Raw genomic sequence first — 23,653 nt, forward strand, 5'->3', positions numbered from 1 at the left:
GCTAATTAAGCAAGGAGTGTATTGTTATTAATAACAAATTTAAATGGTACTTCAACTTCTGAATCAAATGTTGACCATTCCCAAGCACTTTCAGTCTGTAACAGTTGCAGTAGCAATTTATTGTTTAATGCATGTCCAGATTTATAAGCACTAAATGCACCTAGTATTGTGTGACCGCTTACGTATAGATCGCCAACTGCATCTAGCATTTTATGACGAACAAACTCATCTTCAAACCTTAATCCATCTTCATTCATGACTCTGTAATCATCAACGACAATTGCACAATCAAAGCTACCGCCAAGACAAAGTCCTTTAGATTGTAAATACTCAATATCTTTCATAAATCCAAAGGTTCTTGCACGACTAATTTGATTGATAAAGTTATCAGCAGAAAAATCCAATGTAAATTGTTGTCCAGTTTTATTGATAACAGGATGATCAAAATCAATTGTAAAATCAAGCTTGAATCCATTGTAAGGTCTAATTTCAGCCCATTTATCACCTTCTTCAACACGAACTGTTTCTTTAACTTTAATGAATTTTTTCAAAGCTGGTAAATTTTCAATTCCTGCATCAAGTAATAAAAAAATGAAAGGTGCTGAACTACCATCCATTATTGGTATTTCAGGTGCGTTAACTTCAATGATAATATTATCGATTCCTAATGCAGCTAGTGCAGCATTTAGATGTTCAATAGTTGACACTCGCACATCATCTTCATTAACTAAACAAGTGCATAATAAGGTATCTTTAACAGATTTTGCATCTAACGGAAAATCAACAGCTGGATTTAAGTCAACCCTTCTGTAGATTATGCCTGTGTTTGCCTTTGCTGGAATAAAGCTTAATGTCACTTTTTTTCCAGTATGAAGACCTACTCCAACGGCTTTCGTCATTTTTTTGACGGTTCTTTGCGTTATCATGCTTAAATCCTATATCATTTATTAATTTGCTTGATTTCTTAAAAATGTTGGAATATCGATTACATCATATTCTTTACTTGCCGTATCTGGTCCACCCACAGCACGCTCGTAAGCAGCTGCTGACTCTCTAGAGGTTGATGCTTGATTTTGAGCCATTTGACTAGACGTAGGCTGAGTTTTATTTAAGCCATTTACAACTACTTGGTTTTCTATTGGCTTAACCATATTAATACCAGTAGCAACTACTGTTACTCTCAATTCATCTTGCATTTCAGGATCAAATGACGTACCGATTACAACTGTTGCATTTTCGGATGCAAATGCTTTAATAGTATTACCAACTGTTTGGAACTCTTCAATACCAAAATCGTATCCTACAGTAATATTAACTAACACACCCCTTGCACCAGATAATTCAATATCATCTAATAATGGGCTTGCTGTCGCCTTTTGCGCTGCGACTTCTGCACGATCTTCACCTTTAGCAGTTGCTGATCCCATCATTGCATATCCCATTTCAGACATGACAGTTCTTACGTCAGCAAAGTCAACATTCATAAAACCTGGACGAGTGATTAACTCTGCAATACCTTGCACTGCACTTCTTAAAACATCATTTGCTGCCGCGAAAGCATCTAATAATGTAATGTTTTTACCAAGCACTTTAAGTAATTTATCATTTGGAATGGTAATTAATGAGTCAACATGTTTAGATAACTCAGCGATACCTTGCTCTGCATGAGCTAGACGTTTATTACCTTCAAAATTAAACGGTTTAGTCACAACTGCAACAGTTAATATACCTAATTCCTTTGCAATATCAGCAACAACAGGTGCAGCTCCCGTTCCCGTTCCGCCCCCCATTCCTGCTGCAATAAAAACCATGTCTGCACCTTCAAGTGCTTGCTTAATCGACTCACGATTTTCTTCAGCAGAAATACGCCCTACTTCTGGATTAGCACCGGCCCCCAATCCTTTAGTAACGGTATTACCAATCTGGATAGTTTGGCTAACCGTTGATTTTCGTAATGCTTGAGCATCCGTATTGATAACGTAAAAATCAACACCTTCTATGTGCTCACGGATCATATGCTCAACAGCATTACCACCGCCACCACCTACTCCAATGACTTTTATTACCGCTTCTTGATTTGACGTTTCAACTGGTTCAAACATTTTATTTTCTCCGCTCACACGCTAATAATTTAATATTTATTTAATATCCCTATTATACAGCTAAAACTCTTTTTTTAGCCAGTTTTTAACACTGCTAAAGAACGATTTTATCTTAATATTTGATTGTTTTTCCACCACATCGTCAGAAAAAACATTTTTACCGTAAAAAAGCAACCCAAGAGAGGTAGAAAAAGCAGGGGAAGCAGCATAATCAGTTAATCCTGTAATGTTTAGTGGTGTACCGATTCTGACTTGATTATGAAACACACTTTCGGCACATTCAGCTAGTCCCTCAATTTGAGCAGCTCCTCCCGTTAATACAAACCCAGCGGCTAATTGATGCTTTACGCCTTTAGCTTTAAGTGAGTTCTGCACCTTCAAAACCTCATTATTTGCAAATGATAAGAGTTCTTTATAGCGTGCTTCAATTACACCGGCTAAAGTTTCACGCTGAAGCGTTCTAGCAGAACGCCCTCCTACACTTGGAACTTCAATTGTTTCTTCACGGCTAACTGATAGTGACATGGCTGAGCCATGCCTAATTTTAATATCTTCCGCATCATTTAGCGGTGTACTCAACGCATACGCGATATCAGAGGTGACTTGATTGCCTGCGTAAGGAATAACAGCTGAATAGCGCAAAAAACCACCAGTATAGATAGCGATATCCATCGTGCCTGCTCCTATATCAATCAAGCAAACACCTAAATCTTTTTCATCTTCAGTCAACACACTATGTGCTGATGCTAAACCTGAAAAAATCAACTGATCAACACTCAGACCACATTTTTCAACTGCCTTTGTGATATTCTTTGCCATATCTTGATGGCAAGTAATCAGATGAACTTTAGCCTGCATTCTAACACCTGATAATCCTATTGGATTTTTTATACCCTCTTGGTAATCAATCTTGTAATCTTGTGGTATGACATGCAAAATTCGATTTTCTTCGCTCACTTTTACCGCTTTAGCAGTATGAACAACATTCGAGACATCATCCTCTGTTACTTCACCATTTGCAATTGGCACCATTCCTACTTCATTCTGACAATCTATATGTTTTCCAGAAAGCGCTAAATAAACAGAGGTAATCTGGCAATCAGCCATCAATTCTGCGTCTTCAATCGTTCTTCTTACGCTTGCTACAACAGCTTCGAAGTCATTCACTCCACCTTTATCAACGCCGCGGGAAGGATTATTCCCAACACCAATAATATTTATTATGCCATCAGGTAAGACTTCTCCTACCACGGCTGTCACTTTTGCTGTTCCTACTTCTAAACCAACAATCAGCTTTCTATCTACATATAAGCCCATTTTGGCTTTTCTATCATTGAATTTACTCATTGGCTTCACTCATTGAATTGATTAGCTTCTTTAATTTTATTTTTTAATAGCCATTAGGGCAATAATACGTCCATTTATGTCGCTATTATGACGTGTATAAAAACCCAAAACGTCAAGTGATGTAAATTAAACAAAAAATTTCGATCTATTGTGTGTCTTTCATATCAGCTGGTGTATGCCAAGATATAGCTGCACCAGTTTCATAACGTAGATCTATCCGTCTTATATTTTGACTTACTTCTGGTGTTTTCTCAAGCTCTCTAAATATATTGATAAATTTCTGTGCTCTGCCAATATAGTCTGTCCTGCCTAAATCAACTTCTACAATCTGGTGCTGTCCATTTGTGGTTAATACAACTGACAATAACCAAGAATACCTATCGCTCATATTAGCACTCATCAATACGATTTGATTGTTTTTAAATAATGCCTGGAGTGCCATATATCCTTTCAATGCTTCTTTTTCTTTGCCATCTGGACCAAATAAAAAAGCAAGTGGAAGTTTAATCGTTCGCTCAGCCGGTATGCTAAATACATTAGCATCAATATCTAAGTGATAATTCTTATTCCATCTTACATAAGGCTTGTACTCTTCAATATTGATAATAAGTCGATTTGGCCAGCGTTTTTTTAGTTTAACTTCTTTAATCCAAGGCAATCGCTCAATTTGAGTTCTCAAAACATTAATATCCTGGTTCATTAGGGTTTTGAGCGTTCCAGAAGCAAGTAAAGCTTGCCTAACATCTTCATCTGATGTGAAGAACCTTTCACCAGAAATAATCATTTCAGCTATCGGTTGACTTTGCTCATCACCCATCCATTTGTATACCCAAATTGCTGCAATCAAAACACTCAATATGAGCATCAGCAAAAAAACAATTCCACCAACAAATCTTATTCTCGTTGTCTCAAATAATTCATCATTAGAGAAACTTTTAGTTCGGTATTGTGCATGCATAATTATATCTATTTAATTGTTAAACCGAACTTAGGATGTCTGAGCGGATGCCATTATTTTTGCAACTAATTCTTGGAATGTTTGACCAATTGAATTTGCAGACTTTGGTACTAGGCTATGGCTTGTCATACCCGGTGATGTATTTATCTCTAATAATACAAATTCACCTTTAGCATCTTGCATTAAATCAATTCTAGCCCATCCACGGCATCCAATAACATTAAAAGCTTTATATGCTATATCCCCAATTTTAGCTTCTTCTTCTTGACTTAACAGGCTAGGGCATTGGTAGTTGGTATTATCTAAAATATATTTTGCCTCATAGTCATAAAAGCTATTCATAGATTTAATTCTAATCGACGGGTACACTTTTCCTAGGACAACAGGAACAGAAAACTCATCTCCTGGCAAATAAGTTTCAATTAACGCTAAATCATCATATTTAAATGCTTCATCAAGCGCAGCTTTCAGTTCCAAATAATCAGATACCTTTGAAACACCAACACTAGAACCCTCTGTATTAGGTTTAACAAAAATTGGCAATCCAAGCTTACTGACACTTTCAATTAATTTATCTGTAGTTAAATCACGATATTCCGATTGTGATAAAGCAACATACTCTGCAACTGGCAACCCTGCTGCTTTCCACAATACCTTACAAAAATGCTTATTTAATCCTACAGCACAGGCTTGAACTCCGCTTCCAGTGTATGGAATATTTAGGTAATCTAATACACCCTGAACCGTTCCATTTTCACCATCGCTGCCATGAAGCGCAATAAAAGCACTGGTAAATCCGTCTGATTTTAAATTAATTAACGAATAATCAGCTGGATCTATTGCAATTGCATTTAATCCATTTTCTAGTAGTGCATCGAGTACAGCTTTACCAGAATTTAAAGAAACTTCTCTTTCAGAGCTTTCACCGCCCATAAGCACTGCAATTTTAGTAAACATAACTTTAATTTCTCATTATTCTCAATTTTAATTTCATCGCTGCAGACATTTATTCAATATCTATGGGTCTTAAATAACGCATCTTGACGGGATTATTTTTTATCCAACAAGTTCATTATTAGCTAACGTTTTTGCAACCTTACCTACATTTCCGGCGCCTTGCACTAAAATCAAATCTCCATTTTGTAATAATGGCGCTAGTACTGATGGCACATTTTCAATTTCAGGTACATAAATAGGATCGAGTTTACCTCTTCCTCTTATTGCTCTACACAATGCACGACTGTCAGCACCTGCAATAGGCGCTTCTCCAGCAGAATAAACATCTAGCATGATCAATAAATCTACTTGGCCAAGTACATTGACAAAATCATCATATAGATCCCTTGTTCTAGAATAGCGATGTGGTTGAAAAATCATCACAATACGACTATCAGGCCAACCTGCTCTTGCTGCATCGATGGTTGCAAGTACTTCTGTTGGATGATGGCCATAGTCATCAACTAATGTTACTTCCCCTTGGCTTTGATTCACTGGCATAAGGGGGTATTGTCCAAGAATATCAAAACGACGACCTGTACCTTGGAAATTATTCAATGCTCGCAATATGGCGCTATCTTCTATATTTTCTTCCGTTGCAACACTTATAGCAGCAGTAGCATTGAGTGCATTATGCTGCCCTGGTGCATTCAAGTGCACCTGCAATGGCTCTCTATCACGTCTATGAACTAAAAATTTAGTTTCAAAACCTGATTGATTAAAGTCTGTTATTCTAACATCTGCATCAGCATGAAACCCATAACTTGTCACATGCCTTCCAACTTTCGGCAAAATTTCTCTTACTAAAGGTGAATCGTAACACACTACAGCACGGCCATAAAAAGGAAGATTATGTAAAAATCTAATGAATGTTTGCTTAAGATTTTCAACATCTCCTTGGTAAGTTTCCATATGATCTTCTTCAATGTTTGTCACCACTGAAACCATTGGTTGAAGATGTAAAAAAGAGGCATCACTCTCGTCAGCTTCAGCAATTAAATAACGGCTTATTCCCAATCTGGCATGTGTACCAGCTGATTTGACAAGCCCACCATTGACGAAAGTAGGATCTAGCCCTGCTTCTGCATAAATATTAGTTATCATTGCAGTTGTGGTTGTTTTTCCATGAGTGCCTGCTATAGCAATTCCGTATCGATAACGCATTAACTCTGCTAACATTTCAGCTCTACGAATAACTGGTATTCTAGATTCTCTTGCTGCAACTATTTCTGGATTATGCTCATTAATCGCACTAGAGACAACAACAACGCTTGCACCGGTAATATTTTCTGGCTTATGATTAAAATGTAATGTCACACCTAGTTCATGTAGATGATCTGTTACAGCATTAGGAGCTAAATCAGAACCACTAATATCGTAACCTTCATTTGCCAACACTTCAGCGATTCCGCCCATACCTGCACCACCTATTCCAATAAAATGGATGTGTTTAACTTTATGCATTTCTGGGACTATAGCTCTCAAGCGAGTAATGGCTTCTATGTTCACGGACTTTCCTTATAATACGATTAGTGTCTAAAATAGTTAAGATAATAGCATTGCTACAGTTTAAAATAATTTTCTTACGTCATTCAATTTACATATTTATTTTTGAGCAAGCTCAATGAGTTTCTCTGCAACTTTTCTAGTTGCATTTGGCATACTTCTGAGTTTTGCAGATTCAGCCATGGCAAGTAATTTAGTTCTGTCTAACGATGTAATAAGTTCTGTTAATTTATCTGCTGTAAGATCCTTTTGTTCTAAGATAATAGCTGCATCGTTATCAGCTAGCCACTTGGCATTAAGTAATTGTTGATTATCTTTATGCATAAAAGGCACAAAAATAGCTGGCACACCAATAGCTGCAAGTTCACTCACAGTTAAAGCACCTGAACGACATATAATCAGATCAGCTTCTAAGTAAGCACTTTGAATATCATCGATAAACTCTGTCACAATATTATCTAAAATATTATACTGAGCGTAAGCTTGCCTAACTTTTTCAACATTCCCCTTACCTACTTGATGTGTTATCGTAATCATTTCATTTAATTTACTTGCAACTGGTGGCATCACATCATTGAGCACTTTAGCACCTTGACTGCCCCCAACAATTAAGATCTTTAATTTTCCTACACGTGAGGGGTATCTTTCACTTGGTGAAGGTAATTTAAAAAAAATCTCTCTGACTGGATTTCCGACTACTTCTGCGTAATTTGGATCAAAAGCGCTTCCAAATGCCTGCATAACGGTTGTGGCTAATTTACTTAACCACTGATTAGTTAATCCAGCAACTCCATTTTGTTCATGAATAAGTAATGGCGTTTTAGTTAAATATGCAGCAATTCCACCTGGACCAGATACATACCCGCCCATACCAAGCACTACGTCAGGCTTGATCTCATTTATAATTTTTCTAGCTTGTAAAATTGCTTTAAACAACATTAAAGGTGCTTTGATCAATGATAGAAAATTTTTACCTTTTAAGCCCTGCACTTCAATGCAATGCAATTTAATACCATATTTAGGTACTAAGGCTGCCTCCATTCTATCTTGAGTCCCTAACCAATCAATTCTCCACCCTTGGCGTTCTAAATATTGTGCTACAGCGAGTGCAGGGAAAATATGTCCGCCTGTTCCACCTGCCATAACTAACAATCTAGGTTGATTTTTCATCCTCGACTTCCTTTCACGAACGCCTGAGCGTCATCTAACCGCGCCTCAAAATCTATTCTAATTAATATAGCAACCGCAACGGTCATGACCAATAAACTAGACCCTCCATAACTTATGAGAGGAAGAGTTAGCCCTTTAGTCGGTAACATACCTGCCGCAGCGCCTATGTTGATGAAAGTCTGCAAACTAAACCATATTGCTATCGCAAAAGAAAGATAAGCGCCATACAATTTTTCTTGTAATAAACATTTTTTTGTAATCATTAATGCTCTGATAATTAATACAAGAAGTAGTACAATTGTGATGAATACACCGATATATCCCATCTCTTCAGCTAGAATAGCAAATACAAAATCAGTATGAGCCTCAGGTAAATAGTCTAATTTTTGAACTGAGTTACCAATTCCTTCACCAAAGTATCCACCCCGACCAAATGCCATTAATGAGTTTGTAATCTGATATGTCTCGTTATATTTCATATCATCGTCCCAAGGGTCCAAATAGGCTGTCAACCTTGCTAGTCGATAAGGCGTAAAAATAACCAAACGCAAAAATGCAATGCTTGCCAAAGCTACTAGTACAACAAATTGATAAAGCTTTGCCCCTGAAATAAATAACAGAGATAACGTTGTTAAATAAATAACAATTACTGTGCCAAAGTCTGGTTGCATTAATAAGAAAATAGCCATTAGAACGATAACTAGCTGTGGTTTTAAAAATCCCCAAATGCGATTACGAACCTCTTCTCCTTTTCTTGCTAAGTAACTCGACATATAACAAAACAATCCAAGTTTAGCAAATTCTGCTGGTTGTAAGTTCATGATTCCAAAACTCAACCAGCGTTTTGCACCATTTATCTCACTACCTATTATTAAAACTAAAATTAATAAAAAAAAGCAGCACAACAAAATAAATCCACTTGCTCTTTCCAAAAAACCAATATTCACGACTAAAGCAATTAAACCACAGCTTAAGGCAATTGCTATGTATGCAATATCACGCTTTGCATAAAAAATAACATCGCCTGAATGATTATAAACAGATGCGGATGTTACAATTAAAAATCCTATTGCTAACAAGACTAAAGAGCACCAGACCAGTACAGAATCATAAAGCACATCTGCACGTCTTGGTTTTAATTTATTACGACTAAATAGATTTAATCTTGAAAAATTCAATAACATCTTAATGTTGCCTAAAGTGAAGGAGTTCTGATCTACCTAAGTTGCGTTTAATTTATAAATAACTGATAAAAAAATAAGGTGCTTATTGTTAAATTGGCACCTTAAGTATTTTATCACTATTGATTTATTCTAATTTATGCCAGTTTATAAGAAACCTCTGTAAATACCCGACCACGTTGTTCATAATTATCAAATTGGTCGGTACTTGCACAAGCAGGCGATAAGATAATCCAATCTCCTTCTTTTGCATTCTTACGAGCGGCAAACATGGCTTCTTCCATTGTATAATAATAGTTACTATTTTCAGGGCTTATTGCATGTATCAATTCTCCATCAGTACCAAAGCAATAAACTTTTTTATTGTTTTGCCTTAAAATTGGAGCAAGTGGCATTAAATTAGCAGATTTGCTATCCCCACCCATTAATAGATGCATTGTGCCTGAAATTTCTAAACCATCTAATGCCGCTACTACACTTCCAACATTCGTTGCTTTAGAATCATTTATCCATTTAATCCCATGTGCCTCATTAACAAGCTGGAACCTATGAGGCAGACCATTAAAATGCTTTAATGTATCAATACAAACAGATTTTGAAATTCCTGCCGAGAGTGCAAGTGCAACTGCTGCTAAAGCATTCAGATAGTTATGTCTACCTGTCATTTTAATTTCACTACAGCGAATCAGCGGTTCATTTTCAACAATTAACCAAAGTTCACCCTCTATCTTATCTAATCGATAAGCACATCCTTTTTCACCAAATTCGATGAATTTGGCATCAGGTTTAGCGTGCCTTGGATGGGTATAAATATCACCTTCATGATAAATACAGACTGTAGCATTTTGATAAATTCTCTGTTTAGCTTCTACATACTTATCTAGATTTTTACTATATCTATCTAAATGATCTTCACTAATATTAAGTATCGTCGCTGATTTAGCTTGTAAGCTGCTGGTTGTTTCTAATTGAAAGCTTGAAAGCTCTAATACATAGAGATCATATTTGTCTTCTAAAAAAGATAATACAGGTAGTCCTATATTGCCACCAACAGCCGTTTTAATTCTTGCAGAGCTCGCCATTTTACCGACTAATGTCGTGACTGTACTTTTACCATTTGATCCAGTAATAGCAATAATATTTGCTTTAGCTTGGTTGACCTCACGGCAAAATAATTCAACATCACCTACAACTTCAATTCCTTTATCAATCGCAGCTTTAATTTCAGGTGTAGAGATAGCCACACCAGGGCTCACAACTAATAAATCAGCCTCTAATAACCACTGAGCATTAAGTGAACCTACATGCACCTCTATCTCTGGGGGTAATTTATCAATCCCAACAGGTTTTTTTCTAGTATCTACTATTTTAGGGGTAACACCCTGAGATAAAAAATAATCCAAACATGACAAGCCAGTTAAACCTAGGCCAATGATAACAACTTGTTTGCCTTGATAGTCCATTGTTTTACCTTTATACCTTAACTGAAAAAATAAAATAACCAATGATTTACTAGATTAGATCATTAATATTTAACGTAGTTTTAATGTTGCAAGCCCAATAAGTACTAGCATAAGAGAGATAATCCAAAATCTCACTATCACTCGAGGCTCAGGCCACCCTTTCAATTCATAGTGATGATGAATTGGTGCCATTCTAAAAATTCTTTGGCCTCTTAATTTAAAAGATCCCACTTGTAAAATAACTGATAATGCTTCAACAACAAATACCCCGCCCATAATCACTAATAAAAACTCTTGTCTGAGTAAGACTGCAATAATCCCTAGTGCACCACCAAGCGCTAATGAGCCTACATCTCCCATAAATACTTGGGCAGGGTAGGTATTAAACCATAAAAATCCTAATCCAGCACCTACTATTGCAGTACAAATAATCGCAAGTTCTCCTGCATGTCTGATATAGGGAATATGTAGATAGGCAGAATAATTCACATTACCTGTTGCCCATGCAACTAATCCAAACCCTGCAGCTACAAGCACTGTTGGCATGATAGCTAATCCATCTAATCCATCTGTTAAATTAACAGCATTACCTGTGCCTACAATCACAAAGTAGGTAAGTAAGATAAATAACAGACCTAACTGTGGCATGACATCCTTAAAAAATGGGACAACAAGCATAGTAACATGTGTATCTTTACCTGTTACGTAAAGTACAAAAGCAGCTATTAATGCTACAACAGAAAGCCAAAAATACTTCCACCTTGCGATTAGGCCTTTACTATTTTTACGCACAACTTTAAGGTAATCATCCACAAATCCGATTGCCCCATATGCGAATGTCACAAACATTGCATACCAAACATATGGGTTAGATAAATCAGCCCATAAAAACACAGAAATAGCGATAGATAATAAGATTAAAACGCCTCCCATTGTAGGTGTTCCATCTTTTTTTAAGTGTGATTCAGGACCATCTTCTCTAACAACCTGGCCAATTTGTAGTGATTGAAGGTAACGAATAACTTTTGGTCCTAACCATAAAGAAATAACAAGTGCTGTTAACAGCCCCGTAATTGCTCTAAATGTTAAATACGAAATAACATTAAAAACAGTGAAATATGGGACTAGTAAATCGGCTAACCAAACAAGCATTGATTATTTCTCCTTTAATGCTTTAACAATTTCTTCCATTGAGGCACTTCTTGAGCCTTTAACAACGAAAGTAGAAGATGAATGAGTTTTTAAATCATTTTTTAGTGTATTAATTAATTCAGTTTTTGAACTAAAATGGCGTCCATTTTTATGTTGATTTGAAATATAATGACTTTGCTCGCCAACAGAATAAACAGCATCAATATTTGCATGCGATGCAAACTGTCCGACTGTTTTATGGCAGACTTGACTATAGTCACCTAATTCAGCCATATCTCCAACAACAAAAATTTTATAACCCGATAACTCTGATAATGTTTCGATAGCAGCTTTCATCGATCCTACGTTTGCATTATAACTATCATCAATTAGCCATTGTTCATGATCCCCAATTTTAGCAAGTAAGATTGGATTTAATCGACCTGAAACGGGTTTTACCGACTCTAAACCAAATTTAATCGCATCAAGTGAAGCCCCAACACTCAAAGCGAGTGCTGCTGCGCCTAATGCGTTACTAATTGCATGTTTTCCAAGCAGGCCTAATGTGATTTCGATGCTACCTTTAGGTGTATTAAGAGTAAAGCAGCTGCCATTACCTTTTAAGACTAAATTAGTGATTGTGAAATCTATAGATAATCGTTGTGATCCAACTAAAACCGAGGTGCTTTTTGAGCTAAAATATGACACATTCTTATGATTTTCTAGAGCTTGTTGCCAAAACAGATTGATTTCATCTGCCCAAACAGCAGAAATAGATTGTGAATCATCATGCAGCATGCTTGTTTCTAAAAGAATGTCAGCATTCATCATTAGCGCTACATTTTTGTTATTAAATGCTTTTGGTGTTTTTATGAACTTAAGTGCTGATGTCTCAAGCAACGGGGTGAATGTAAATATTTCACTTTTAGCATGAGCAACACCTAATAAAGAACCAAAACCTTCTAGATGCGCCGCAGAGATGCTATTGATCAAAACTGACTGAGGTGCACTCATTGATGCTGTATAAGCAATTTCGCCTATGTGGTTTGCACCTAGCTCAATAACTGCATAATCTTCTTGGCCTGTGAGTTGCAATAAGGTAAGAGGTACCCCTATTTCATTATTGAAATTACCTTGCGTTGCAATCACTCGTCCCATTTGTGACAAAATACTATACGTCATTTCTTTCACAGACGTTTTACCTGATGAGCCAGTTAATGCAACAACTTTTGCAGATGATAACTTTCTTACTAATGCAGCAACTTGTCCAAGCGCAATTTTGGTATCAAGAACAGTAATAACATTAACATATTCTGAAGAATATGGTTCAAGCTTATTTAAAACCTGATCCTTGTTATTATCATTCATAATAACAAGACTTGCGCCTTTCGAAAATGCATCTTGGATAAAGTCGTGCCCATCAAAGTTATCACCTTTTAGAGCGATAAAAAGACTGCCTTTAGTCACTTTTCTAGAATCAATAACAACATCACTTGGCCTAAACTCTAGTGAATTATTTAAAGATGATGTTTCACTCGCCGATATAATAGCAAGTTGCTTTAATAAAAATTCATAATTAAAGGTAATCATGCTAATCCAACCTTATTATCATAAAGTTGTGAGACTAAAACCCTATCTGAATAGTCTAATTTTTTATGGCCTATAATTTGATAATCTTCATGCCCTTTGCCTGCTATCAAAACGATATCATTTGCTTGTGCATGATTAAGGGCATAAATAATCGCGTCTGTTCTATCATGAATTACGTGGTAATGTGTACCTAAAAAACCTTGCTCAATATCTTTTGTTATCTCAGTATTATTTTCAGTACGTGGATTATCATCCGTCACGATGACTTTATCAGCATATTGCTCTGCAATTGCAGCCATTAAAGGGCGTTTACCTTTATCCCTATCACCTCCACAACCAAATACACACCATAACTTACCCGTTTGGTGAATGGTTAACGCTAGTAGTGCTTTTTCTAAAGCATCAGGGGTATGAGCATAATCAACAACAACTGTAGCCTTATTAGGTTTGGCGAATACTTCCATTCTACCGGCAACTGGCTTTAACAGATGTACAACGCTAACTAATTTATCAAATTCATAGCCTATTGAGAGTAATATCGCCATTGCACTTAATAGATTAGTGACATTAAACTCTCCTAATAACTGACTGGTTATCCTAGCCTTTCCATAAGAACTAACTAGCTCTATATCAGCGCCGTTTTGATGATAGTGTATTGATTTTGCAAAAACAAAATTTGAAGTAACCGTTTTGCTAAATTTTTCGAATTCTAAAGAAACAGCCGTTGCCTCTGGGAATAATTTGAACCATCTTTCTCCAATTGCATCATCAATATTAATAATTTTATGTTGTGAACTCAATTCATTAAACAATCTAAACTTTGCAGCTTCATATTCAATCATCGTACCATGATAATCTAAATGATCTCTGCTCAAATTTAAAAAAGCAACTGCATCAAAACAAATAGACTCAACTCTATGCTGTACAAGACCATGGGAAGAAACTTCCATAGCACAGAGTGCAGCACCTAAATCATTATACTTTGATAAATTAAATTGTATGTCGAGTGCCGAGGGTGTTGTATTGTTACTTGCTGTTAATTCACCAAATAGGCCATTACCAATTGTACCCATCACTGCAGCTTTTTGATTTAACAAGCTCACCCACATAGCAACTAGTTGACTTGTAGTTGTTTTTCCATTAGTGCCTGTTATACCAATACACTTCATTTCTAATGATGAATTTGAATAAAAATACCCAACAATTTCAGATAAACGTTTGGTAAGGTTAGGAATTTCAATTAGTGGCGTATCATTATGCCATGTAATTTCAAATACCTTATCAGTTGCCGACTCTATAAAAATAGCACTAGCACCTTGTTCAATTGCCGATCCAATAAAATTCCTACCATCTAAACTTGTACCTGGCACAGCAAAAAAAAGACTTCCATGAGTAGCATCACGGCTGTCAAGCGTTAAGTGTTCAATTACAGTATTTAATTGAAGTAAACGCTCACGGCCTTGAACCTCTAACTTTAGTTCTAATTTATCTATTAGAGCCAATAATTTCATCGATGTTTTAGGTGAATAATTCATTAGCCCCCCACAGCTCGACTGTTTTTAAGCGTTACTGGTTGCGGGGTATTGACTACAATTTTAGGATCTTCAATCGACATTTCTATTCCGTCTGGCGGAATATTCATAGTTCTAAGAACACCACCCATGATTGAGCTAAATACTGGAGCAGAAACTGCACCACCAAAATATTCACCAGCGCTTGGTTCATTAATCACAACAACAAGAGAATAACGAGGATTACTCACAGGTGCGACTCCGGCTGTATATGCAATATATTTATCAACATATACTCCGTTTTCAACTTTTTTAGCTGTCCCTGTTTTCACGGCAACTCGATAATCTTTTACCGCAGCTTTAACCCCACCGCCACCAGGATGGGTCACAGTTTCCATCATGTGTAGTACAGTTCTGACCGTGTCTGGATTGAAAACTTGTTCACCAGAAACAGGGGGATCAACTCGAGTAATTGAAAGTGGTCTTGAGATCCCATAGCTCCCAATTGTCGCGTAAGCTTTAGCAAGTTGCATAGGTGTTATCATCAATCCATACCCATAAGAAAATGATGCTCGTTCAATATCTGACCACCTATTTTTTGTTGGATAATATCCAGATTGCTCACCAACTAATCCTAATCTAGTGGGCTGTGCAAACCCAAACTTTTTATATATATCCACTAAATCATCTGGTTGCAAAGCTAAGGCAATGCGAGAGACACCTGTATTACTTGATTTTTGTAATACTCCTGTAATAGATAGTTGAGCTTGTCTAGAAACGTCCTTAATTTGCTTGCCATTTACTACAAATGGCATAGTATTTAAAACCGTATTTGGCTGGATAACACCGCGTTCTAACCCTGCCATCACAACTAATGGCTTAACAGTTGATCCTGGTTCGAACACATCGGTAATTGCTCTATTTCGTTTTAAATCATCATCAACACTTTGTCTCATATTAGGATTATAAGTCGGTGCACTTGCCATCGCTAATACTTCACCTGTATGCACATCAAGCAATACCGCTGTGGCTGCTACTGCCTTATTTACTTCAACCGCTTTGCTGATTTCACGAAATACAATATTTTGCAGACGTTCATCGATACTCAAAGTTAAATTTTGTCCTGATAAACTATCTATTGTATCCAAGGTTTCAACGACTCGACCAGATTTATCTTTACGAATTGTTCGCTCTCCTGGCACACCTTGCAACCAATTTTCAAAACTGAGTTCTATACCTTCTATCCCTTTTTCATCACGGTTAGTGATTCCAACGATTTGCGCTACTAATGGTCCTGTAGGGTAATAACGTTTAGATTCCTCTTTAAAACCAATACCTTTTAGCTTTAATTGTTGAATGTAGTTTGCTTTCTCAATCGAAACTTGTCTCGCAAGATAGGTAAATCGACTTGAAGGGTTATCAGCCACTTTAGCTAAAATTTCCTGTACAGTAATGCCAAGTGTATCAGCAAGTGCTTGCCATTTATCGTTATGCTCTACCCCACCTTGTTCTAAAACAAATTTAGGATCAATCCAAACAGCTTTAACAGGGATACTCACTGCAAATGGTCTACCCTCCCTATCAGTTATCATGCCTCTTGTAGGGGGGATCTCTTGCACTCGCAATGACCTTTTATTAGCTTGCGCAATAGAATACTCAGGCGAAATAATTTGTATCATAGCTATATAAGATGCTAGACAAATGAATACCGCTCCTAATACGGTATAAACGATCATAAATCGCCAACTTTGATTTGCTTTAGGCGTTTCTTTTCGCAAGTTTTTTTTATGGTAAGCTACGTTCATTTTTTTCTGTCTTATATATTAAATGTTATATCAACTACGTTACCTATCTGACCTATAGAATATTTTGCCAAATAGTTGCTTTTTATATTAATTTTACTATCCCTTATGGTCTTGGTGGAATCATCAGAATCCTTTCATTTTCAGGGACAATATGTTCCATTTTTAAACCTTGAGTTGCTATCGACTCTATTCTTTTCTGTTCACCTAGCGTATTTTCTTCTAATATTAAATTGCGCATTTCAATATCTAATGACCGCTTTACGACAGTGTTTTTTTCTTGTTCATGTCTTAATATACGAGTTTCATTGGTAGTTAAAATTGTCATTAGAGTAGTAATGATCACACCAATAAATAACAAAATAGTTAGTTTTGATCTTCTTAAAAAATCATTACCAATGATTCTAATTAAACTTTTCGTTTTAGCCATATTAGATTAATTTTTCTGCAATTCTAAGCATCGCACTTCTAGAGCGATTGTTAGAATTAATTTCTTCTTTAGATGGTTTTTTCTTTGGGATTTCACGTAATTTTAACGCCATAGCCCTTTGCGAAATTTGTTCGGTAGTAAGTGGTAACCCTCTTGGTAAACTAGGTAACCGTGAATGATTACGAATAAAATTTTTCACTAACCTATCTTCTAATGAGTGAAAGGTAATTACACTCAATCGCCCTTCTTTTTTTAATATATCCAAAGAATCACTTAATACTGATTCAATTTGCTGAAGCTCTTCATTAACTTTCATTCGTATAGCTTGGAAAGTACGCGTGGCTGGGTGTTTATTTTTATCTTTGATAGGCACAGTACTTGCCACTAAATTAGCTAGTTCTAATGTCCTTGTCATAGAATTAGTTTGCATTCTTAAGACAATAGCTGCCGCAATACGTTTTGCAAAACGTTCTTCACCATACTCTTTTAAAACTGTTTCAATTTCTTGTTCAGTTGCTAATTGCAACCATTTTTCAGCACTCAATCCGCGAGTAGTATCCATTCGCATATCTAATGGTCCATCACGCATGAATGAAAATCCACGCTCTGCATCATCAAGCTGAGGAGAAGACACGCCTAAATCTAGCAACAACCCATCAACGTGTCCCATTAACCCCAATTCATCTATATGAGCACTTAAATTAGCAAAGCCATCATGGATGATGGTTAATCTCTTATCATTCAGTTTTCTTGCTGCATCAATTGCTCTAAGATCTCTATCAACAACAATTAATCGCCCTTGGTCTGATAATTTAGAAAGTAAAAGACGGCTATGCCCTCCTCTGCCAAATGTACCGTCAATATAGATTCCATTAGCTTTAACATTTAATGCATCTACCGCTTCATTAAGCATTACAGTCTGATGTAAATACTCTGGTGTATGTACTTTTAAATCATTCATTCTATATTGCTCATGCTGACCTGTTATAATGAAAAATCTCTTAATCTATCTGTTAGCACTGATTCCATTGCTTTTTCAGCTTCTATATCTGCATCAATTTGTGCCTGCCACGCAGCTTCACACCACACTTCAAATTTATTTAATTGTCCGACTAACATAATAGATTTATCTAAGTTTGCATGTTGCCTTAAAGTAGGCGCAATCAATACTCTACCGGCACTATCCATTTGACATTCACTTGCATGTCCTAAGAGTAGTCGCTTAACTCGTCTTTCTGTCGGATCTAAACTTGATAACGTAGCTAATTTTTTTTCGATCACTTCCCATTGTGCAAGTGGATACAACAACAGACAGGGCTGGTGGAGATCAATTGTGCAGACTAATTGACCTTCATTTTGCTCTGTTAGCTCATCTCGATAACGTGTCGGTATAGCGATACGCCCTTTATTATCAAGATTAACTGCTGATGCACCTCTTAACAATTCGCCACCATGTATTTTTATCTCATTATTTCTATTCAATCAGCACGGCAATTTACAGTGTTACTCATTTACAATCCTAATTTAGAATGACTCATTTCAATTCAGTGGGATTTTCTACCACTTTATACCACATTTCCCCACTTTTTTATTCATTTCCTTTTAATTTACACCAATTTAAATTGTAAAATTCGTTACCATTATTTTTTATTACTGTAATTTCATACAGTATTACTGATAAAATATATTTTTTACAATATGTTACAAGCAAGCAAAAAAAAACCGCAACATTTCTGTTTGCGGTTTTTTATATTATTGTTTTATTTATATCTTTTAGTTACCTGATTATCTTATCTCCACGAGCAATTCCAACAATTCCAGAGCGAACAACTTCAACAATCTCAGCTACCTCTCCAATTGCATGATTAAATGCATCTAACTTTGCACTAGTTCCAACTAATTGAACAGTATATAGCTTAGAAGTAACATCAACAATTTGCGCCCTAAAAATATCTGCAATATCTTTAACTTCGCTTCTTGCATGACCTGCTGTTTTCACTTTAACAAGCATAATTTCACGTTCAACATATTGATCGGGTACAAGTTCTGTCACTCTTAACACATCAATAAGTTTATGAAGCTGTTTTTCAATTTGCTCAACATCTTTATTATCTGCGACTGTTTGGATAGTTATCCTTGAAAGCGTTGGGTCATCTGTTGGAGCAACTGTTAGACTATCAATGTTATAGCCACGCTGTGAAAATAATCCAACTACCCTAGATAGCGCACCTGACTCATTTTCTAAAAGTACTGATATAATTCTACGACGCATGATTAGTTCCCCTCTGAGCTTAGTGTATTTTCAGTTTTGCTTAGCCACATCTCATTCATAGCACCGCCTCTGATTTGCATTGGATAGACATGCTCAGTTTCATCTGTAATAACATCAACAAAAACTAATTTATCTTTGTAACTGAGTGCTTCTTTTAATTTAGGCTCTAGTTCTTCAGGGGTATTAATTTGTATACCTATATGGCCATATGCTTCAGCTAATTTAATAAAATCAGGTAATGAGTCCATATAAGAGTGCGAATGCCTGCCAGAGTAAATCATATCTTGCCACTGCTTCACCATACCTAAATAACGGTTGTTTAAATTTAATACAATAACTGGTAAATTATATTGCATAGCAGTTGATAATTCTTGGATATTCATTTGAATACTACCGTCACCTGTCACACAAATAACCGTTTTTTCTGGGAAAGCTAACTTAACACCAAGTGCTGCCGGCAAACCAAATCCCATCGTACCTAAACCACCTGAGTTTATCCAACGTCTTGGTTTATCGAAGGGATAATATAAAGCGGCAAACATTTGATGTTGGCCTACATCAGAAGTGATATAAGCATCACCTTCTGTCAATTTATATATCATCTCAATTGCAGCTTGTGGCTTTGTAACTGTCATATTGCGATTGAATTCTAGGCAGTTTTTACTACGCCATTGTTCAATTGATTCCCACCAAGTATTGATTGCTGTTTTATCTTGTTTGTGTGAACTTTCATCCAAACCTTCGACTAATTTTGCCAAGATATTTTTCGCATCCCCTACAATAGGAATATGTGCTGTTACTGTTTTTGAGATCGAAGTAGGATCAATATCAATATGAATAACTGTCGCATTTGGACAATATTTAGTTAAATTATTGGTTGTTCTATCGTCAAACCTTACCCCTACTGCAAAAATAACATCTGCATCATGCATGGTCATATTTGCTTCATAAGTGCCATGCATCCCTAGCATGCCAACACTATTTTTATGTGTTGCTGGGAATGCACCTAACCCCATTAGAGAGCTTGCAACAGGTAAATTTAATCTCTCACTAATTTTAATTAATTTTGCATGACAGCCAGCTGTAATTGCCCCACCACCAACATACATAACTGGTTTTTTAGCATCCATTAGTGTTTGAACAGCTCGTTTGATTTGTCCTTTATGTCCTTGAGTTGTAGGATTATATGAACGCATACTAACAGTTTTAGGAAATACATAAGGAAATTTCAAAGCTGGATTCACTGTATCTTTTGGAATATCAATAACAACAGGCCCTGGTCTTCCAGTTGAGGCGATATAAAATGCTTTTTTTATTAGCTCTGGAATTTCTTCAGCATGCTTAACCATAAAACTATGTTTAACAATAGGCCTTGAAATTCCAACCATGTCACATTCTTGGAATGCATCATACCCTATTAAACTACTTGGTACTTGTCCTGAAATAATTACAAGCGGAATAGAGTCCATGTATGCAGTAGCAATACCAGTAATCGCATTAGTAGCGCCAGGACCTGAGGTGACTAATACAACCCCTACATCCCCAGTTGCCCTTGCATAACCATCAGCCATATGAACGGCAGCTTGTTCATGACGTACTAAAATATGATCTATCCCACCTACGGTATGGATTGCGTCATAAATATCAAGTACAGCACCACCAGGATAACCAAATACGTATTTTACACCTTGATCGGTCAATGACCTTATCAACATCTCTCCGCCAGATAACATTTCCATTTTGGACCTCTATTATTTTTTAATTACCACATGATGCATCCATTTAATTTTCTAGCACTTTCCCTAGTATTTATCTTGTAAAACAAAAAACACCCTAGGCATTGACTTAAATACTAGGTTAAGTCAATCACTAGGGTGTCTCTTAAAATATATTAGCTTTAGCTAAGAGTGTTAACTCTCTCACGTAATTCTTTTCCAGGTTTAAAATGTGGTATAAATTTATCTTCTAATTTTACTTTATCACCAGTTTTTGGATTACGTGCAATTCTAGGTGCTCTATGATGAAGAGAAAAACTTCCAAATCCACGGATTTCAATTCTTTCACCTGAAGCTAAGTTTGAAGACATTAATTCTAAAACTTCTTTTACAGATGATTCTGTTTCAGCAACGCTCAGTTCGTTAAATTGACTAACTAAACGCTCGATTAATTCAGATTTTGTCATAATATTAACCTCATGAGTAATTGTGTGATAGCAGTGCGCTATCACACTGGAAAATATATCCTAATTTAGGATAGTTTAACCTTTAGCTGCTTTAAAAGCTTCAGCCATTGCATTAGTTGACGGAGTTTCCTCAGCCTTAGTATTAACAGCTGCAATTGCTTCTTTCTCATCAGCATCATCTTTTGCTTTTACAGAAAGTGTCACGACACGGTTTTTACGATCAACACCCATGAATTTTGCTTCAAGAGCATCACCAACATTAACAACTGTGGTTGCATCTTCAACTTTTTCTTTAGCAATATCAGCAGCGCGAACATACCCTTCAACACCATCAGCTAATTGTACGGTTGCACCTTTAGCATCAACAGCAATCACATTACCAGTTACAATCGCACCTTTTTTCATTGCTGTAACATAGTTGTTAAAAGGATCTTCATTCAGTTGTTTAATACCTAATGAGATACGCTCACGTTCTGCATCAACTTGTAAAACAACAGCGGCAATTTCGTCACCTTTTTTATAATCACGAACAGCATCTTCACCAGTTGCGTTCCATGAAATATCTGATAAGTGAACTAAGCCATCGATGCCGCCTTCAAGTCCGATAAAGATACCGAAGTCAGTAATTGATTTAATTTTACCTTCAACACGGTCGCCCTTGTTAAACGTTTCAGCAAAATGCAACCATGGGTTAGTTTTGCATTGTTTTAAACCAAGAGAAATACGACGACGTTCTTCATCGATTTCAAGAACCATAACTTCAACTGTATCGCCTAAGCTGACCACTTTTGAAGGATGAATATTTTTGTTAGTCCAATCCATTTCAGAAACGTGAACAAGACCTTCAACGCCTTCTTCAATTTCAACAAAACAACCATAATCAGTTAAATTGCTGACTTTACCTGTTAGACGTGAATCAACAGGGTAACGACGTGCAATTGATAACCAAGGATCTTCGCCTAATTGTTTTAGACCTAATGACACACGAGTACGCTCACGGTCAAATTTTAACACTTTAACAGTAACTTCTTCACCAACACTAACGACTTCGCTTGGGTGTTTAACACGTTTCCAAGCCATATCAGTGATATGAAGTAATCCATCAACACCACCAAGATCAACAAATGCACCGTAATCAGTAAGGTTTTTAACCACACCTTTAACTTCTGCACCTTCTTGTAGGTTTTCAAGAACTTGATCGCGCTCAGCTGTACTTTCTGATTCAATAACAGCACGACGTGAAACAACAACATTATTACGTTTTTGATCAAGCTTAATAACTTTAAATTCTAATTCTTTGCCTTCGAGATGTAAGGTATCGCGAACAGGGCGCACATCAACAAGCGAGCCTGGTAAGAATGCACGAATACCATTTAACTCAACTGTAAAACCACCTTTAACTTTGCCGTTGATTAGACCGATAACAGTCTCAGCGTCATTATGTGCTTTTTCAAGTACAATCCATGATTCATGGCGTTTTGCTTTTTCACGTGAAAGGATAGTTTCACCAAATCCATCTTCTATTGCATCTAATGCAACATCAATTTGGTCACCAACTTCTACTTCTAGTTGACCTTGTGCATTTTTAAATTGCTCTACAGGGATAGCAGATTCAGATTTAAGGCCTGCATCAACAAAAACAACATCTTTGTTAATACCAACTACCGTACCTTTAACGATTGTACCAGGACGAGTTTCAACAACTTTTAGGGATTCTTCAAACAGTTGAGCAAAAGATTCAGTCATATTAATAATCTTCAAATATTTTAAGTTTAACAGCCAGCAGGCTTCCTGCCGCTTGGGGTTGTGAATGAAACTCTTAGCCATCAGCTTCCTTGCACATGAGACAATAGTCTTCATGCTATTTTAATGTGAGTAGGAGGGAAGCCTCTAATCACAGTCAATAACTAAGAGAGTAAAAATGTAAACATAATGAAACATTTACATATAATATAAACAATTTGTTTGTTAATTTTAAGTGCTATTGCACAGAAACAATACATTCAAATTGA

General features: G+C 36.4%; 19 protein-coding genes and 1 pseudogene. All 20 read right to left on the bottom strand.

Features of this window, described 5'->3' with window-relative positions; genetic code table 11:
• Nucleotides 1-5: 5 nt before the first annotated feature.
• Nucleotides 6-926, bottom strand: a complete 921-nt coding sequence (lpxC, locus tag BMW37_RS02555; RefSeq protein ID WP_093317567.1) for a UDP-3-O-acyl-N-acetylglucosamine deacetylase — start codon at nucleotides 924-926, stop codon at nucleotides 6-8.
• Between the two features lie 212 nt (nucleotides 927-1,138).
• Nucleotides 1,139-2,102 (bottom strand): annotated as a pseudogene (ftsZ, locus tag BMW37_RS02560) (cell division protein FtsZ); the annotation flags it as partial.
• A 60-nt stretch (nucleotides 2,103-2,162) separates the two neighbouring features.
• A complete protein-coding gene (ftsA, locus tag BMW37_RS02565; RefSeq protein ID WP_093317723.1) occupies nucleotides 2,163-3,419 on the bottom strand; it encodes a cell division protein FtsA in 1,257 nt (418 codons plus the stop codon).
• Between the two features lie 175 nt (nucleotides 3,420-3,594).
• A complete protein-coding gene (locus BMW37_RS02570) occupies nucleotides 3,595-4,407 on the bottom strand; it encodes a cell division protein FtsQ/DivIB (protein ID WP_093317570.1) in 813 nt (270 codons plus the stop codon).
• A 30-nt stretch (nucleotides 4,408-4,437) separates the two neighbouring features.
• The gene (locus BMW37_RS02575; RefSeq protein ID WP_093317571.1) at nucleotides 4,438-5,364 is read right to left on the bottom strand and encodes a D-alanine--D-alanine ligase; all 927 of its coding nucleotides are present in this window, start codon (nucleotides 5,362-5,364) and stop codon (nucleotides 4,438-4,440) included.
• 99 nt (nucleotides 5,365-5,463) lie between these two features.
• On the bottom strand, nucleotides 5,464-6,867 hold the full coding sequence (gene murC / locus BMW37_RS02580; protein WP_281241256.1) for a UDP-N-acetylmuramate--L-alanine ligase: 1,404 nt from the start codon (nucleotides 6,865-6,867) through the stop codon (nucleotides 5,464-5,466).
• 141 nt (nucleotides 6,868-7,008) lie between these two features.
• Nucleotides 7,009-8,079, bottom strand: a complete 1,071-nt coding sequence (gene murG, locus BMW37_RS02585; protein ID WP_093317574.1) for an undecaprenyldiphospho-muramoylpentapeptide beta-N-acetylglucosaminyltransferase — start codon at nucleotides 8,077-8,079, stop codon at nucleotides 7,009-7,011.
• Nucleotides 8,076-9,263, bottom strand: coding sequence for a putative lipid II flippase FtsW (gene ftsW / locus BMW37_RS02590; protein WP_093317575.1), 1,188 nt, complete (start codon nucleotides 9,261-9,263; stop codon nucleotides 8,076-8,078). The genes murG and ftsW overlap by 4 nt, the downstream gene beginning before the upstream one ends.
• 134 nt (nucleotides 9,264-9,397) lie before the next feature.
• On the bottom strand, nucleotides 9,398-10,723 hold the full coding sequence (gene murD, locus BMW37_RS02595; RefSeq protein ID WP_093317577.1) for a UDP-N-acetylmuramoyl-L-alanine--D-glutamate ligase: 1,326 nt from the start codon (nucleotides 10,721-10,723) through the stop codon (nucleotides 9,398-9,400).
• 69 nt (nucleotides 10,724-10,792) lie between these two features.
• A complete protein-coding gene (gene mraY / locus BMW37_RS02600; RefSeq protein ID WP_093317578.1) occupies nucleotides 10,793-11,875 on the bottom strand; it encodes a phospho-N-acetylmuramoyl-pentapeptide-transferase in 1,083 nt (360 codons plus the stop codon).
• A 3-nt stretch (nucleotides 11,876-11,878) separates the two neighbouring features.
• Nucleotides 11,879-13,444 (bottom strand): Mur ligase family protein, encoded by a 1,566-nt coding sequence (locus tag BMW37_RS02605; RefSeq protein ID WP_093317580.1) that lies wholly within the window; start codon nucleotides 13,442-13,444, stop codon nucleotides 11,879-11,881.
• Entirely contained in the window at nucleotides 13,441-14,979 is a 1,539-nt protein-coding gene (gene murE / locus BMW37_RS02610) for a UDP-N-acetylmuramoyl-L-alanyl-D-glutamate--2,6-diaminopimelate ligase (protein ID WP_245711005.1), read from the bottom strand. Before murE ends, BMW37_RS02605 begins: the two co-directional genes overlap by 4 nt.
• Nucleotides 14,979-16,760, bottom strand: coding sequence for a peptidoglycan glycosyltransferase FtsI (ftsI, locus tag BMW37_RS02615; RefSeq protein ID WP_093317581.1), 1,782 nt, complete (start codon nucleotides 16,758-16,760; stop codon nucleotides 14,979-14,981). The genes murE and ftsI overlap by 1 nt, the downstream gene beginning before the upstream one ends.
• A 103-nt stretch (nucleotides 16,761-16,863) precedes the next feature.
• Nucleotides 16,864-17,187 (bottom strand): cell division protein FtsL, encoded by a 324-nt coding sequence (ftsL, locus tag BMW37_RS02620; protein ID WP_093317583.1) that lies wholly within the window; start codon nucleotides 17,185-17,187, stop codon nucleotides 16,864-16,866.
• A gap of 1 nt (nucleotide 17,188) precedes the next feature.
• Nucleotides 17,189-18,148, bottom strand: coding sequence for a 16S rRNA (cytosine(1402)-N(4))-methyltransferase RsmH (gene rsmH / locus BMW37_RS02625; protein WP_093317584.1), 960 nt, complete (start codon nucleotides 18,146-18,148; stop codon nucleotides 17,189-17,191).
• Between the two features lie 23 nt (nucleotides 18,149-18,171).
• A complete protein-coding gene (gene mraZ / locus BMW37_RS02630) occupies nucleotides 18,172-18,630 on the bottom strand; it encodes a division/cell wall cluster transcriptional repressor MraZ (protein WP_093317725.1) in 459 nt (152 codons plus the stop codon).
• Nucleotides 18,631-18,964: 334 nt separating this feature from the next.
• Nucleotides 18,965-19,459 carry an acetolactate synthase small subunit gene (gene ilvN, locus BMW37_RS02635; protein ID WP_093317586.1) on the bottom strand — a complete coding sequence of 165 codons (495 nt, stop codon included), beginning with the start codon at nucleotides 19,457-19,459 and terminating at the stop codon, nucleotides 18,965-18,967.
• A 2-nt stretch (nucleotides 19,460-19,461) separates the two neighbouring features.
• On the bottom strand, nucleotides 19,462-21,198 hold the full coding sequence (gene ilvI / locus BMW37_RS02640; protein WP_093317587.1) for an acetolactate synthase 3 large subunit: 1,737 nt from the start codon (nucleotides 21,196-21,198) through the stop codon (nucleotides 19,462-19,464).
• A gap of 158 nt (nucleotides 21,199-21,356) precedes the next feature.
• Complete coding sequence (locus BMW37_RS02645; protein ID WP_093317589.1) at nucleotides 21,357-21,641, bottom strand: integration host factor subunit beta; 285 nt, start codon at nucleotides 21,639-21,641, stop codon at nucleotides 21,357-21,359.
• Nucleotides 21,642-21,716: 75 nt separating this feature from the next.
• Nucleotides 21,717-23,387, bottom strand: a complete 1,671-nt coding sequence (rpsA, locus tag BMW37_RS02650) for a 30S ribosomal protein S1 (RefSeq protein ID WP_093317726.1) — start codon at nucleotides 23,385-23,387, stop codon at nucleotides 21,717-21,719.
• Nucleotides 23,388-23,653 lie beyond the last annotated feature (266 nt).

This window comes from Thorsellia anophelis DSM 18579, from assembly GCF_900111395.1.
GTDB classification, from domain to species: domain Bacteria; phylum Pseudomonadota; class Gammaproteobacteria; order Enterobacterales; family Thorselliaceae; genus Thorsellia; species Thorsellia anophelis.

What these genes read in the sequence shown, in the direction of transcription:
- lpxC (WP_093317567.1), bottom strand. Translation starts at nt 926, where the DNA reads ATGATAACGCAAAGAACCGTCAAAAAAATGACGAAAGCCGTTGGAGTA.
- ftsA (WP_093317723.1), bottom strand. Translation starts at nt 3,419, where the DNA reads ATGGGCTTATATGTAGATAGAAAGCTGATTGTTGGTTTAGAAGTAGGA.
- BMW37_RS02570 (WP_093317570.1), bottom strand. Translation starts at nt 4,407, where the DNA reads ATGCATGCACAATACCGAACTAAAAGTTTCTCTAATGATGAATTATTT.
- BMW37_RS02575 (WP_093317571.1), bottom strand. Translation starts at nt 5,364, where the DNA reads ATGTTTACTAAAATTGCAGTGCTTATGGGCGGTGAAAGCTCTGAAAGA.
- murC (WP_281241256.1), bottom strand. Translation starts at nt 6,867, where the DNA reads ATGCATAAAGTTAAACACATCCATTTTATTGGAATAGGTGGTGCAGGT.
- murG (WP_093317574.1), bottom strand. Translation starts at nt 8,079, where the DNA reads ATGAAAAATCAACCTAGATTGTTAGTTATGGCAGGTGGAACAGGCGGA.
- ftsW (WP_093317575.1), bottom strand. Translation starts at nt 9,263, where the DNA reads ATGTTATTGAATTTTTCAAGATTAAATCTATTTAGTCGTAATAAATTA.
- murD (WP_093317577.1), bottom strand. Translation starts at nt 10,723, where the DNA reads ATGGACTATCAAGGCAAACAAGTTGTTATCATTGGCCTAGGTTTAACT.
- mraY (WP_093317578.1), bottom strand. Translation starts at nt 11,875, where the DNA reads ATGCTTGTTTGGTTAGCCGATTTACTAGTCCCATATTTCACTGTTTTT.
- BMW37_RS02605 (WP_093317580.1), bottom strand. Translation starts at nt 13,444, where the DNA reads ATGATTACCTTTAATTATGAATTTTTATTAAAGCAACTTGCTATTATA.
- murE (WP_245711005.1), bottom strand. Translation starts at nt 14,979, where the DNA reads ATGAATTATTCACCTAAAACATCGATGAAATTATTGGCTCTAATAGAT.
- ftsI (WP_093317581.1), bottom strand. Translation starts at nt 16,760, where the DNA reads ATGAACGTAGCTTACCATAAAAAAAACTTGCGAAAAGAAACGCCTAAA.
- ftsL (WP_093317583.1), bottom strand. Translation starts at nt 17,187, where the DNA reads ATGGCTAAAACGAAAAGTTTAATTAGAATCATTGGTAATGATTTTTTA.
- rsmH (WP_093317584.1), bottom strand. Translation starts at nt 18,148, where the DNA reads ATGAATGATTTAAAAGTACATACACCAGAGTATTTACATCAGACTGTA.
- ilvN (WP_093317586.1), bottom strand. Translation starts at nt 19,459, where the DNA reads ATGCGTCGTAGAATTATATCAGTACTTTTAGAAAATGAGTCAGGTGCG.
- ilvI (WP_093317587.1), bottom strand. Translation starts at nt 21,198, where the DNA reads ATGGAAATGTTATCTGGCGGAGAGATGTTGATAAGGTCATTGACCGAT.
- BMW37_RS02645 (WP_093317589.1), bottom strand. Translation starts at nt 21,641, where the DNA reads ATGACAAAATCTGAATTAATCGAGCGTTTAGTTAGTCAATTTAACGAA.
- rpsA (WP_093317726.1), bottom strand. Translation starts at nt 23,387, where the DNA reads ATGACTGAATCTTTTGCTCAACTGTTTGAAGAATCCCTAAAAGTTGTT.